The sequence below is a fragment of the Spiroplasma sp. NBRC 100390 genome, assembly GCF_001886495.1.
In the GTDB taxonomy this organism is placed as follows: domain Bacteria; phylum Bacillota_I; class Bacilli_A; order Mycoplasmatales; family Mycoplasmataceae; genus Spiroplasma.
Genome location: NZ_CP018022.1, coordinates 426275 through 440876, shown reverse-complemented (window position 1 = coordinate 440876; position 14602 = coordinate 426275). Strand labels below are relative to the sequence as shown.

At 25.6% G+C, this 14602-nt stretch carries 13 protein-coding genes and 1 tRNA gene; 1 reads left to right on the top strand and 13 read right to left on the bottom strand.

Translation table 4 applies throughout. The annotated features are described in order from the left end of the window. Positions 1-163: 163 nt before the first annotated feature. On the bottom strand, positions 164-2482 hold the full coding sequence (gene lon / locus S100390_RS01995) for an endopeptidase La (protein WP_070406633.1): 2319 nt from the start codon (positions 2480-2482) through the stop codon (positions 164-166). Positions 2483-2728: 246 nt separating this feature from the next. Here lon and msrB point away from each other — a divergent pair, with 246 nt between their 5' ends. Continuing rightward, positions 2729-3166 carry a peptide-methionine (R)-S-oxide reductase MsrB gene (gene msrB, locus S100390_RS01990; RefSeq protein WP_070406632.1) on the top strand — a complete coding sequence of 146 codons (438 nt, stop codon included), beginning with the start codon at positions 2729-2731 and terminating at the stop codon, positions 3164-3166. A gap of 24 nt (positions 3167-3190) precedes the next feature. Here msrB and tig read toward each other — a convergent pair whose 3' ends face one another. The 12 genes from tig to S100390_RS01940 all read right to left on the bottom strand — a co-directional run bounded on the left by tig (position 3191) and on the right by S100390_RS01940 (position 14575). Next, the gene (gene tig, locus S100390_RS01985) at positions 3191-4486 is read right to left on the bottom strand and encodes a trigger factor (RefSeq protein WP_070406631.1); all 1296 of its coding nucleotides are present in this window, start codon (positions 4484-4486) and stop codon (positions 3191-3193) included. A 115-nt stretch (positions 4487-4601) separates the two neighbouring features. After that, on the bottom strand, positions 4602-5360 hold the full coding sequence (locus S100390_RS01980; protein WP_070406630.1) for a DUF3196 family protein: 759 nt from the start codon (positions 5358-5360) through the stop codon (positions 4602-4604). Positions 5361-5472: 112 nt separating this feature from the next. Beyond that, a tRNA-Arg gene (locus tag S100390_RS01975) sits at positions 5473-5549 on the bottom strand. Positions 5550-5764: 215 nt separating this feature from the next. Then, positions 5765-6124, bottom strand: coding sequence for a hypothetical protein (locus S100390_RS01970; RefSeq protein WP_070406629.1), 360 nt, complete (start codon positions 6122-6124; stop codon positions 5765-5767). Between the two features lie 159 nt (positions 6125-6283). Next, entirely contained in the window at positions 6284-6583 is a 300-nt protein-coding gene (locus S100390_RS01965; RefSeq protein ID WP_070406628.1) for an HU family DNA-binding protein, read from the bottom strand. Beyond that, positions 6564-6719 carry a hypothetical protein gene (locus S100390_RS05405; RefSeq protein WP_156768774.1) on the bottom strand — a complete coding sequence of 52 codons (156 nt, stop codon included), beginning with the start codon at positions 6717-6719 and terminating at the stop codon, positions 6564-6566. The genes S100390_RS01965 and S100390_RS05405 overlap by 20 nt, the downstream gene beginning before the upstream one ends. A 3-nt stretch (positions 6720-6722) precedes the next feature. Continuing rightward, positions 6723-9380, bottom strand: a complete 2658-nt coding sequence (locus S100390_RS01960) for an Mbov_0397 family ICE element conjugal transfer ATPase (protein ID WP_083258388.1) — start codon at positions 9378-9380, stop codon at positions 6723-6725. A gap of 593 nt (positions 9381-9973) precedes the next feature. Beyond that, on the bottom strand, positions 9974-11140 hold the full coding sequence (locus S100390_RS01955; protein WP_070406627.1) for an HNH endonuclease: 1167 nt from the start codon (positions 11138-11140) through the stop codon (positions 9974-9976). Further along, entirely contained in the window at positions 11115-12209 is a 1095-nt protein-coding gene (locus tag S100390_RS01950; RefSeq protein WP_070406626.1) for a DNA cytosine methyltransferase, read from the bottom strand. The genes S100390_RS01955 and S100390_RS01950 overlap by 26 nt, the downstream gene beginning before the upstream one ends. Positions 12210-12330: 121 nt before the next feature. After that, complete coding sequence (locus S100390_RS05535; RefSeq protein WP_156768772.1) at positions 12331-12498, bottom strand: hypothetical protein; 168 nt, start codon at positions 12496-12498, stop codon at positions 12331-12333. Positions 12499-12859: 361 nt separating this feature from the next. Then, a complete protein-coding gene (locus S100390_RS01945) occupies positions 12860-13564 on the bottom strand; it encodes an ECF transporter S component (protein WP_070406625.1) in 705 nt (234 codons plus the stop codon). Between the two features lie 372 nt (positions 13565-13936). Continuing rightward, positions 13937-14575, bottom strand: a complete 639-nt coding sequence (locus tag S100390_RS01940; RefSeq protein ID WP_083258387.1) for a hypothetical protein — start codon at positions 14573-14575, stop codon at positions 13937-13939. Positions 14576-14602 lie beyond the last annotated feature (27 nt).

Here is a 14602-nt window from a genome sequence, read left to right as displayed (position 1 = left end):
ATTATATCAGAAAATTTTGTCATTTTTTTAATTAAAATTAAAAAATAATTTATTTTAATTTTATTCCATAATAAAAAACAAATAATTTACTTTTTGTTCTTTATCAAAACAAAAAGTAAATTAACAAATAAAAAAATGTATCAAAACTGATACATTTTATCCTTTAGTTTGTGCCAAAAACATTATTAAAGACTTCATCATATGTTGCAACAGGAATTATTTTTAATGTCTCTTGAACTTCTTTTGGAATATCTTCAATATCTTTAATGTTTTTATTTGGAATTAAAATTGTTTTTAAACCACTTCGGTTAGCTGAGATTGATTTTTCTCGTAATCCCCCGATCGGTAAGACTTGTCCTCGTAAGGTAATTTCACCAGTCATTCCAATATCTTTTGAAACCGGGCGATTACTTAAAGCACTAATAATTGCCGTTGTTAAAGTAATTCCTGCTGATGGACCATCTTTTGGTACTGCTCCTTCTGGAACATGAATATGAATATCATGGGTTTCAAAAAATTTTGCACTAATGCCAAATTTATCAGAATTTGCTTTAACATAATCTAAGGCAATTGAGGCTGATTCTTTCATTACATCCCCCAGTTTTCCAGTTAGAACTAATGAACCTTTTCCTAAAAAACTATTAACTTCAATTGGCAGAATATCACCCCCAAATTGAGTATATGCTAAGCCAGTAACAACCCCAACTTGTGATTCTTTTTCTTTTTCGGTATGTTCAAATCGACGTTTTCCTAGTAACTCATTAACAATTTTAGCTGTGACAGTTAAATTAGTCATTTCTTTATTTAAAAATTTAACAATAAATTTCCGGGCAATCGCATTTAAATCTCGTTCTAACTGGCGAACTCCAGCTTCACGAGTATAATGTTTAATTACTTCGTTAACTGCATCATCAGTAATAGTTAATTGGCCATCGGCTAACCCATTATTGCTTAATACTTTTGGTACTAAATAATCTCTTGCAATATGGAATTTTTCTAATTCAGTATATGATGATAACTGAATAATTTCCATACGATCAATTAATGCTTCTGGAATATTATCATAATAATTTGCTGTTGCAATAAACATAACATTACTTAAATCATAATTTTCTTCTAAATAATGGTCAGAAAATGTTGCGTTTTGTTCAGGATCTAGCACTTCTAACATTGCACTAGCTGGGTCACCACGATAGTCAGATGCCATTTTATCAATTTCATCTAATAAAAATAATGGATTTGTTGTTTTAGCACGTTTCATTGATTGAATAATTCGTCCTGGCATTGCCCCAATATATGTTTTACGATGTCCACGAATTTCTGATTCGTCTTTCACACCACCCAAGGCCATTTTAACAAAATTACGACCAGTTGCTTCCGCAATTGATTTTGCTAAACTAGTTTTTCCAACCCCCGGTGGGCCAACTAAACAAATAATTTGTCCTTTTAAAGAATTAGTCATTGTTTTTACTGCTAAGTATTCAATAATACGTTCTTTAACTTTGTCTAAACCAAAGTGATATTTATCTAACACTTCTTGTGCAAATTTTAAATCATTTTTTTCTTCAGTTTTTTCTCATCATGGCACTTGCATCATTCAGTCAATATAAGTTCGAATAATATTTGATTCACTCGATGCTTGTGGCAATGCTTCATAACGCGTAATTTCTTGCTCAATTCGTTCTTTAATATTTTTAGGGAATGGTTCTTTTGCTAAACGTTCTTTGTATGTTTTCATTTCATCAGCAGCATCATCAAATTCGCCTAATTCATCTTTAATAGCTTTCAACTTTTCACGTAAATAATATTCTCGTTGTTGTTCATCAACGCGTTCCTTAATTTTTTTGCTAATTTTATTATCAATATCATTTGCTTGTTGTTTATTAACTAAATGATCAAAAATAATTTGTAATCTTTTTTCAACATCTAATTGTTCTAAGATTTCTTGTTTTTTCGCCACGGGAATAAATGGTAAAAATTGGGCAATTGTATCAACAACTTCATTACCATCAACTGAATCACCAATTTGATCTAATAAATCTTCTGGTAAAATATCTTGTAATTCCATTAACTCTTTAATGTTAGCGGTAATTTTTTCTGCAATTTTATCTTCTGATTTAACAATTGATTTTAAAATATCAATGTCCGCAGTATACAGTTCACCTTCACGTAGGTCTAAAATTTTTACCCGATCAACTGCTTTAAAGTTAACAGTTAAACTACCATCTTCTCATACCTTCCGAATTTTTAATTCCGCCAAAATTCCAATTCGATAAATTTCAGATAATTTTGGATCATCCTCTAGTGGCTTTTTTTGACTAACTAAAACAATATGATTATCAAAATCCTTGTTTGCTGTATTCACCGCTAAAATTGATTTATCTCGTCCTACTTCTAATACCTGTTCAAAGCCTGGAAAAATATAACTACCACGTGTTACTAAAACTGGTACATTTTTTAATTGTGTTATCTTTGAATCCATCTTCAAAACACCTCCTGTTTCTTTCCTTCACTTTATATTGACAATATCTTATCACATTTTAAAGGATATCGGAATATAATTTGAACTACAAAAAGATTATAACAAAAAAATTAGCACTTGCAATAGATAAGTGCTAATTTTTATAAATTATTGTATTTATTTATTATGCCTCTAAAAATACCATTTTTTTAAAGTTTTAACCTCAATAATGATAAGATTATCCTAATCAAAGAAAGAAGGATCGCAATGAAAAAACCTTGAACCACAATACAAATTGCTAATTTAACACCGTTAGAATATGAAGTAACCCAAAATGCCGGAACAGAACCGCCTTTTCAAAATAAGTACTGAAATAATCAAGAAAAAGGCATTTATGTTGATATTTTATCAGGAGAACCCCTATTTGTTTCTTCTGATCAATATGATGCTGGTTGTGGTTGGCCCAGTTTTACCAAACCAATTGATAAAACCGTACTCCAAGAAAAACCAGATCATTCTTTGCGAATATCACGAACAGAAGTCCGTACTAACAAAACAAATATTCATTTAGGCCATGTTTTTAATGATGGCCCCCAAGCTGATGGTGGTTTACGCTATTGTATTAATTCTGCTGCTTTACGTTTTATTCCCTTATCAAAAATGATTGATGCTGGTTATGAAGAATATCTTCCTTTAATAAAATAAAACTAACAGATTGTTAGTTTTATTTTATTCACCGTTATTTTCATATAAAAAGGCAAATACTTTATCATGAATAACTTGCTCTTTCACTTGTTGTTCTGATACTAATTTTGTTTCTTTTAAGGTTTTACCATCAATCCCAAATTGTTTTCCTAATTTTTCGTATTGGACTTCACATTCGGCAGGAGTTGCTGTAATTTTTTCTGCTTGAACAACAGCATCAACAATAACCCCATTCTCTAACCGATTTTTAGCATCTTTAAATAATTCTTCAAAAATATCTTCTTCCACCATTCCTGTTCGTTTTTTATAAGTTTTCATATCCATTTGTTGAGCTTGTAATTTTTGTTCAAACTCATGTTTTAACTGGTTAGCTTCTTTTCGAATAATTGATTCTGGCAACGCAATTTCAGAATCTTCCGCAATTAAACGGAATAAGTGTCCAATAAAATGATCATATTCTTGTTTTAATAATTGTTCTCGAATATTATTTTTAACATGGTCTTCTAATTTAGCTAAAGTATCAATTCCTTTTAAATTAATATCTTTTGCTAATTCATCATTTAATTCTGGTAATTCTTTGGCCTTTACTTCTTTAATATTTAATTTAAAAACTGCAGGAGTTGATTTCAATTCTTCAACTTGATAATCGGCAGGAAAAGTAACATTAATATCTTTTTGATCTCCTGTTTTTAACCCAATCATTGCATCTTCAAAACCAGGAATAAATTGACCACTACCAATTTCTAAGGTAAAATCAGTCGCTTTTCCTCCTTTAAATGGTTTACCATCAACAAATCCTTCAAAATCAAAAATAACTGTATCTCCTTTTGCAATTGCGGTTGTTTTTGGTTTAAAAATTGCAAAACGGTTCCGTAATTGATCAATATTATTTTCAATATCTTCTTTTTTAATTTTAATTTCTTCTTTTTTTAAGTGGTCATGCTTAAACCCAGTATATTTATTAATTTTAACTTCTGGTTTCAAGTCAAATTCTAATTCTAAAATATATTCTGTTTTAGTAATTTTTTTAACTCTTGGTGTTGGCGAAGAAAATGGTTCAATCTCTGATTTTTGGTCAAAAGCAAATTGGTAAGCTTTATTAACAACTGAATGATGCGCTGCATCTAAAATTTTTGCCTCTGTTAAATGTTTTTTTAGTAAATCAGCTGGAACTTTTCCTTTTCGAAAACCAGGGACTTCTAATTCATTTGCTGCCTTGGTTTCTGCTTTTTTAACACAATCTGTTCATTCTGCCCCATCAATAGTTACATATCATTTTCCAATTCCTTTATCTTGAATTTTTTCTGCTTTAAATTTCATATTTTACTCCTTACCTAACTATTTTCACATAAACCATTATAACAAAAAGAATGGTTTAAAATACTTTTTTATATATTTTTCTTTTATTTTTATTTGTTTTATTGCAATATTTCGCCTACAAATTTTTATTATTTAAGTATAATAAATATTTTTGAACTGTTGGAACAGCAACATCAAATTGTCGTGCTAATTCTTCAACATTAATTTTTTCATTATACATTACTTGCCCCTGAAAAATAATTGCAACCGCTAACGCTTGAATTTCATTATCTACAATAAAATATGGATATAAATCATAATAATATGTTTCTAATAAATACAAGCAAGTATGATATAAACTAGGATTATCGTTATAGACTCATTGATCTAATAATTGCATCACTAACTTAACTTGTTTTTCTTCTTGATAAGGAATCATTTCCTGTGGATTTAGTTTAAAAAAACCATTTGTTTTTTGAACCTGAAAGACTTCGTTAATTTCTTGTTCTTTTAATAAATATAATAAATAAATCTTAGTGAAATTTGAAACCTTTTTATTAACAAAATATTTTCGAATTATTGGTAAAATTTTACGTAAATTTTGATCTTTTAAATAATGAAAGGCCAATAATTGTGTTTCTTCATCAGTTGGATGTGTTAAAATTTCACTAATCTTTGCTAATGATCAAACTGAATTAGGTTTTGGCTGTTGTTCAATCATTTTCGCAGTAACATCTTTTAATAGTGTTTCTAACATCTTTTCAATATGTTGAGGAATATATGGCATTGTTAACTCCGTTTTAAGTTTAATCAGAGCTTCATTATAATCATTATTATCAATTAATCCCTCAATCTCATTAATTAATTCATCGTAATAATTTAATGATGTTGACATTTAATACCTCCTCCTTATATTATTGATTCTTTAGTAATATTATTATAACAATTTTAAAAAAATAAAACCTTATTTAAATTATTAAATAAGGTACTCTTTATTGCAATTTAAATGGCGCCCACGGAGAGATTCGAACTCACGACCCTACGCTTAGAAGGCGCATGCTCTATCCTACTGAGCTACGTGGGCATACCATAGAAATCATAACATATATTAAAGATTATTTTCAATAAAATAAATTTGCTTTGATTGAATAAAGTAAGTGGTTGATATGGAGCATAATTTTAATGCTTATCTCTCAAAATAAGCATTAAACAAACTGATGTCTTATTTACTTGGTTCAATTAAAACATTATTTTAATAAAAAAACAATACAAAAATACTAATTTTTAAAAATTAGCCAATTATTTTCATAAAACAACAAATGTTATATCAAATTTAGTTACTCTTTTTTTAATTCATTTATCATAAGTAATTTTTAATTCTTCATATAATTCATTTAAAAAATCAGGATCTCGCAATCATAAATCTTTATTAGTTTCATTTGGTTCGTTTGCCTCATTAATATCAATATCGCTTAATTGGAGAATTCAGTTTAGTATTACTGTATTTTTACTATCTAAATATTCTATTCTTTTTAAAAGTTCAGCGGCTATTTTTGTGTTATATAATTCACTATTTTTAATTTCTTTTTTTATAAGAGGAGCAAAAATACTATTTATGCGTTTATCAATAAAATTTAGAGTATTATTTATCTCGTCCATTTCTATTGAATTTAGTAATTTTTTACATAATACAAAATTTTTGCTTGTTTCAGCTATTTCTAGACTATTTTCAGCAACAAATTTATTAATTAAACTAATTTCTCTTTATCATTGTGAAAACGAAGTCTTATTTCAAGATAATTTAAAATTTTCTTCTTTTTACTCATTTATTTCACCCTTTCTATAGTTTTTGTTAAACTTACTTGAAGCTGAAAATTTTACAGTATATTTTGCTTTTTTATTATATTTTTTACCATGCATTTGGTTATTTAAACGTAAATTTGGTTTAACATAAAATTTTCCAAAACCAGTAACTGTTATAGTTTGACCATTTTTTAATTGTGTTTCTAAAAAATTAAATACTTCATTGACTAAACTACGACTTGTCGTTTTTGTTATATCATATTCTAATCTAATAAATTCTGCTATATCATTTTTATTAAGATTTTTTTTCTTCATTTTCATTTCAACTTTCAATTATAAAATTAATTTTTTTAGCTAATGTAGCATCTGATTTATCATTAACTTTAGTATTTTTTAAAATATTATAATTTTTTTGTTCTAAAAATACATATATTTTTACTTTTTTGGCCATATATTATTCTCCTCCATTTTTCACAAATAATTTCTCAACTTCAAAGTTGTTATATTCAACTGTAATACAATGTCTAATGTGATCAGATAAGCAAAAAAGCATTTCTCCTGTTGCAGCTTTTGAAATAAATGTTATTTCTTGCTTAGATAGTCCCCCACTTGCTCTATAAAGATCTTGTACATCAATTAAATCTTTTTGCTTTAATCCCATAATTCCAACATATTGTGAATTATTTAAAACTGCTGTTGTTTCTCTTTCTATTACATCAGTTTGCTTAAAATCATGAATATTTTGAGTTGCAACAATAATTCCACCTGAATATTTTCTAATCATTTTTACCATTCTAAACATAAACATCAAACCTTCTGGATTTTTTGGGTCAATAATAATATGAGCTTCATCAATCACTATAAGCAAATTATTTTTTTCCTTAAATCTATTGATATCTATTAAATTGTAAACATACCTTAATACTAAGCACATTTGTGCTGCACAAATTCTTTGATTTTTTTGAAACAAAGTTTTTATATCTAAAACATAAAATAAATTTTGATTAAAGTTTATAGTTGAGTAATTATTTCATAATAGTGAATATTTTCCTGTTCCAGTAAAATCTCATTTAATAATCTCATACAATCTTTTGCAAAGAACATTTTCATTTTTCTTACTTTCTAATTTAATTAATAAATCAGAAAAAATAGGAAATTCATTATTTTTAATATCTTCAATTTTTTTATTAATTATTTTAAAATCATCATATAGTTCATAAATGCATTTTATTAAAATACGTAGTTCATCATCATTAAGTTCAATAATATATTTAAAAAATATTTCTAAACACTGTAAGTGATCAGATATTAAACTTTGAGTTGTTTGTTTTTCTTCAAATCCAGGAATCACTTGTAATGGATTAATTATACCAGTTACTCCACTTCCTAAGTCAATTACAATCCCATTTAAATGTTTACATAAATCAGTATATTCACGTTCAGGATCTATAACAATCACTTTTTTACCAAGTGAAGTATTGTAAGCAATAATTTTTTTTAGAAATGTTGTCTTGCCGTCGCCACTAGTACCAATTAAAAATAAATTAGAATTTTTTCGTTCCATATTTCTAAAAAACTGATCTCATAACAAAATATCACCTGTCGTATTAAATCCTAGTAGCATTCCTTTTTTATCATTCAATGAATTATTTATTCACATAAAGCCATTTGCTATCGTTGAGCATGGCATTTCACGTCCTAATTCAAATAATAGTGAATCCGTAGATTTAGGAATTATAGAGCTATATCCTTCAAATTGACGATAAATTAATCGATCAATTAATATTTTTTCTTCCTTTAATAATTGGCTTAATCGATTTACTGAATTTAAAACAGTTTTTTTATCTACTCCATAATGTAAAAATAATAAGTTACCTCTTTTTATTGTTTCACTACCGCTTGTAATGGTATTAACCATATTACCTAAAATTTCTAACTTATTCCCTAATTTAGAGATTCCAATTCTTTTAGAAGATTTTGTTTGAAATAGAGATGTTTCATTCATAGAAATAGCTCCTTCTAAATCTTTAGTTATTTCTTCTGAACTTACGTTGTTAAAATTTCATATTAAAGTTGTATCAGTTGGAGCAATATTTGCTGTTCAACCATTATTTGGGAAAAATGGATAATCATGAATCCCTGTTACTCCATAATAGATACCGTTAGCGTTTATTGCGTTCTTATTAAAAATTATTTGTTCCATTCTGAATAATTTTTTCAAGTTATTTATATTATCATCAATATTTTTATGACTTCATTCAGGTTCGAATGGATTAAAAATTGATTTTATAGAGTTAACCAATTCATACTTGTTTAATGGTAAACAACTCAATCCAGAATTAAATATTTTATCTTCTGCTAAAGATATTTGCTGTTTTAATTCTTGTATTTTTTCAGCATAAATATACATATAAAATTTTTTAACATTTTTATAATGCATAATACTTCTGTTATTATTCATTCCCAAATTTTCAATGTAACTATCTAATCATTCACAACGGCTTTGAAATTCTTCTTTTGTAATTTTTTTAAATTCACTTAATTTTTTTAATTTTTCTTTAACAGTTTTATAAAATAAAACATTATCTTCTAAATTTAATGGTTTATTTACAACTACTAATGTAAAAGGCAAATTTAAGTATCTAAAAATATCTGCTATTTGATCTAATTTAATCATTTGTTCTGACTCATCATAAGTTGATAAATCATACCCTTTAATTTCCAAAACACCAATATATTGTCGTTTTTTAGTCTGCAGCACATCAGTTTCAATAAAATCATCAATAATTTTATTATAAGGAACTAGTAAACTAGTATTTGCTGATAATTCCTTGTTAGAAAATGTTTTCTTACTAATTTTAAATTTTAATCAATTTAAGAAAAGCATATAAAATTTTAAATTATATTTTGGTGAATTAAATAATGTTCAAAATAAACTTAAAAATATAATAAATGCTAGTATTCCTCTAATCCAAAAAGGAATTATTGTTAATGCAAACATACTTCCTCAAATTGGAATATATATTGTAAAAACTATTAGATCCATTCATGATAAATACGTTGTAATTTGTTTTTTTGCTTTTTTTAAATTCTCTGGTATTATACTTGTCAAAATTTCCCTCCTTAAATGTAAAAACAGAATCATCATTTATTTGAACTGAATCAGTTTAAAAACAATTTAAAAAACTGAAAATAAAAAACCACACCATAAACAAAAAGTCTCGTAGTGTGATTACCAGTTAATATAATTATATATCAAAGTATCTTTTAATCTATAAAATTATTTGTTTGTTTTTTCCCTTTATAAAGGGAAAATCTTACAAAGTGTGGCACTAACTATGGCACATTTTTTTAAACTACGGCATCATTTTTTGCCTTTATAAAGGGAAATTTTCACTAACTGTGGCACATTTTCTTCCAAAAAAATACAACGTATTTTTTGAAGCAGGATAAGGGTGTGCCACTCACATCGATTTTTTTCCTTTATAAAGGGAAAAATCTGTGCCACACCTACGCTTCCTTTGTACCCACTTAGTGGGTACAAATGCTTAAAATTTGCCTTTATAAAGGCAAATTTTGGTGCCACACTTAGTATATCACCACAGCATTATCTCGGAGTGCCGAGCTAAAAGCGTTTATCCTGTTCTGCGAAACCAAAATAAAAACAACTTAAATAAGTTGTTTTTATTGCTTAATATTTAATTTTTATTTACTAATTTTAGACCTACTTTTTAAATATAAATTATTAATGTATATCTGTAAAATTTCATTTTTTGTTATTTTTAATTTTGATAGACTAGTTTTTTTCTTTCATACTTCATCAATAATTTTGATTTTATTATCATTGATAGAATAATGAAAAGATTTATGACAATTTGGACATATTGCAATCATATTTTCTTCAACATCTAAATCCTGGGAAAATGAATCTTTCATTGAAACAGGAACTATATGATGTGCTTCTAAATAATTATCCATTTTTGGTGAAGTAAACGAATAATGTTTTTTATCAAAAAAACATTTATTACCACTTTTTGAAAGAATTTGATCTACTATTTTTTTATTACGTTTAACTTTAGTAGATTTAATATTATATTTTTTCTCTAAATAAGATTCATCTTTTAAATCATCAAAGAAAAAACTTTCAATACTATCTGATAAGGTATCTTCTAAAAATTTTTTTACATTATTGTTAATAGAATACCGATTATTTTCTAAATTAATTATCTCTGTTTTAACTAAAGACTTTATTACTCATGTATTAAATTTATCATATTTCTTAAAAGATAAATCATCCCTTTTTATAAAATCATCAAATTGAATAACATCAATAGGTTTTTTTATATAAGGCAAATAAAATTCAACCTCATTTTTTGTTAAAAAATTTCGTTTAAGTAATAAATAAAACATTATTCTAAAAGGAAATAAAAATATATCTTTAACTTCTTTTGTTGCTGAATTAGGATATGATGTTCTTAACATGCAAATTATAAAATGATTAATTGCTTCTTCAAATTTATTATTATTATAATTATTTAAAAAAATTTTACCATCGATCGATAATTCTAAAAATTTTTTATTTTCTACTACTTTTTTGGTTAATAATCCATAAAATAATGCAGGCTTATAAAAGTGTGATTTTACAGATTTATTATCCTCAAAGTTTTTAAAGTTACTTTTTAAATATTCATAAAGTTTATTTTCCAATTCCTTATTATCTTCTACTTGTTCTTTTTCATAAAAAAATTTTAATACTCATATTGTTCTATAAGTCATATATGCCTTACTACAATCTTTTTCAGAAAGCAAAGAATCAAAAATATTACCGTTTCCTGGAGCCTGTCATTTAGACACTTCATCTTCTTTTTTCATAACTTGGTTCTCCTTCAATAATAGTTTTAGGGATATTCATTACTAAATTTAATGCAAATTTAGGTGGGAAACATTCTCCTAAAACATGCCTTATAAGATTATCAGATGCTCATTCAGGTATATTTCAATCATCAGGTAGTCCAACAAGTCTTAAAAGTTCAAGAATTGTTAATACCCTTGCATCACTGTAAAGATTATTTTTCATTAATCTACCTGGATGTACATTATTCTGACTTGATATTGATCCATTACCCATCGTAATTGTAGGAGCAGGCTTATCTCATCAAATTCTTTTATATGTAGTACTATAGCCTTTAATTTTAGAACCATCTTTTTTTTGTGGATAAAAAATTTCATTATCATATGCTGATGTCCCTGTAGGTGTGTGCTTCATTCAAAGAATATGTCTATCATTATGTCTTTTTGCATAATGATATTTAATATCACTACTTTCTCCTGATTCTAAGCTTGGCAATTTGCCTATAGCTTCTCTAACAGTTATGTGATTCTTTTTTTCAGGAAATTCTCATAATTTATACTTAGAAATTAAAAAGATAGCTCGTTTTCTAAAATGCGGAGTATCATAATCAGCTGCATCTAATATGCCATAATTAACATAATATCCAATACTTTCTAAAGAATTTATAATATAATCCTTTATTAAAATTTTCTGATTTTTATTAATTCATATTGGAAATTTTAATAAGCCTGTTACATTTTCTATGATAATATTTGCTGGCCTAGTTTTTTTAATAAACTCTATAACTTGAATAATTAACTTATTTCTTTCATCATTTTTGTTCATTTTTCCTGCAATACTCATGCCTTGGCAGGGGGGTGTAGCTAATAAAAAATCACATTCATTTTCTATAAATTTATCAACTAACAATTTAAATATATTCTTATCTGTTATATCACCACAAATCATATCAACATTTGGATAAATATGACTATAAAAATCAGCACGTTTTTTTAAAAGCTCATTTGCTAATACTATTTCTATATCTGCATCATTTAAATAAAATTCGTCAATACCTACATTAGAAAACAAAGATGCTCCTTTAATCATGTTTAATCTCCTATCCTATAATAATATATAGTATTTTATCATAAATTTATAATAACATGATTTTAAATCCTAATAAAAATTACATAAAAAAATAATAAAACTAATTATAAAATTAGTTTTATTATTTATCCAATTTTTGCATTCTTGTTTGCATATCTTTCATTGCCTTCATAGTTGCAGTCATTTTTGCTCTAATTATTTTAATTTCTTTTTTATCATCTAAAGTATTATTTTTATTACGCATTAAATTTAAATATATCTTTTTTATTTCTTCATTTTCTCTTTCCATAAAAAACAAATAACAGTATCACACGTTTTATATAATTAAATTGTAAAATATTAATAAAATGAAAAATATTCTTGAGCATTCTCCTTTCATTTTACACATACACATAATGTTTGAGATTAACCTATTATTATTTAAAAGAATTTCAGAAATTTCAGAAAGGAGTATAAACAACTTATGGTTAAAGAATTAAGTAGTAAATCAGTTCAATAAAGCTACTGCTCAGATAACTTTATATTTGGCTAATCCCAAACATTATGTATATGTGTAATTAAGAGTAAAAAAGACTGATATAATCAGTCTGTAAATGCTTATTTTATTATGTTTTTTTATCAACCACATTCTTTATTCGGTCATTTGCTTTTTAAAAATAAATTTCATCAACAATATCAAAATCATAAAATGGTTGTTTTAGTTTCATACTTTCTTTTACAACAGCAAATTGTTTTTCTAAATGAATAACAGCACGATAAATTGCAATAAAAATTGCGCCATTAATTGTAAATTTTAATAAATTAAATGGAATAATTATTGGAACTAAAATACTTTTAAATCATTGAATTGCCTCTGGTGTATAATTTAAGAAACGTGCGTACATATCATAAATAAATAATCAATTGAACAAAGTCATTAAGAATGAAACAATTATAATTGCTAAAATAACATTGCTTGTTGTTATTAAATAATCCACCTTTTTTGAAGTTTTATTTTTAATTAAACGATTAATTCCTTTGCGAAGAAAAATATCGCCTAATCAAAACACAAGTAAAAAGATTAAATCAGCTAACATTAAAGCAAAAACATCGATTGGGCCATTACCTAAATAAGCCATTCGTAATCAACTAACACTAATTGTTAAAAGACTAGCATAAATAATTCCAACCAACCGCACAGCTAATAACATTAAAAAATCAGTTAATTCTATTTTTAAAAATGGAGCAACAGGAAAAACTGCTAAGTTTAATATTTTACTTAGCCATGATAGCAAAATATACAATGCAATAATAATTGCCATTGCTGCAACTCTTTTAGTATCTAAATAGAATAATCTTTTTGTTCTTGCTTGCATTTTATCACCTTATATAATTATAAATTATTTTTTAAAATATGCCAAATTTTAAAATAAAATAAGCAGAAAAAAATGCATGGTTATTACAACATATTTTTAAATACTTATTTGATTCTTAAAAATATAGACATTTAAAAACAAATAATCTTTTTTAACCTTTGGATTATAAAAATTAATTAAAATTTTATTATTTGATCAACAAAAAAAGTTTCAGGACTAGTCCTGAAACTTTTTGTTTATTTCCATGACAATGCTTAAATTTAAATTCTTCCAAAAATTTATTTGTAAATGTTATGCAAAATTATATGTAGAAACAATAATTAGAAAACTGGTTTTAAACTAGTTTTCTAATTAAAGTATTGTATTTACAATTTACATATCTTGAGAAATTATAATTTTAAAATAAAATTTTGCTTGAGTTTTAACTCAACTAAATAAACTTGTATTTTTGACACTAGATCTAACTAAAAATTTAGCAATTATTAAATTATTAGAATATTTTAAATTTAAAATTAACTTTGAATTTATTACCTCAGTTGCTAATGTTCCACCAAATCTATCTTTTCGATTACAGATAAAACTATTATTAACTATTGTTTCTTCAACTTCTGTATTATTTACTAAGAGAATATTAATTTTAAACATGTATGGTCATTGTGTGGCAAAAATTTCACTAAAATAATTAAAATCAGCACCTTCACCCCAATGTTTCCTGTTATCTTCTAATTTTACACTAAAGAATTTATATTTTGCTTCTATTGGTAATTTTTTTGTTCAAACAAATGTGTTTTCATTAGAATTTTCAAAGTAAAAAGCAGTTACTTTAGTTATTGGTGTTTCTAATTCAAAATTTTCCATAATAGAACTAAATTTTTCTTCTTTTTGATAATTACTTATAGCCATAATATTTGACATAGTGGCACCTGATAATGTTAGTACACTTAATAAACTTAAAATCTTTTTCATATTTTTAATTTCTTTTCATTTATTTAAATATATGTTATTACTCATTTAATAAATTTGTTGCACCTGCATTTA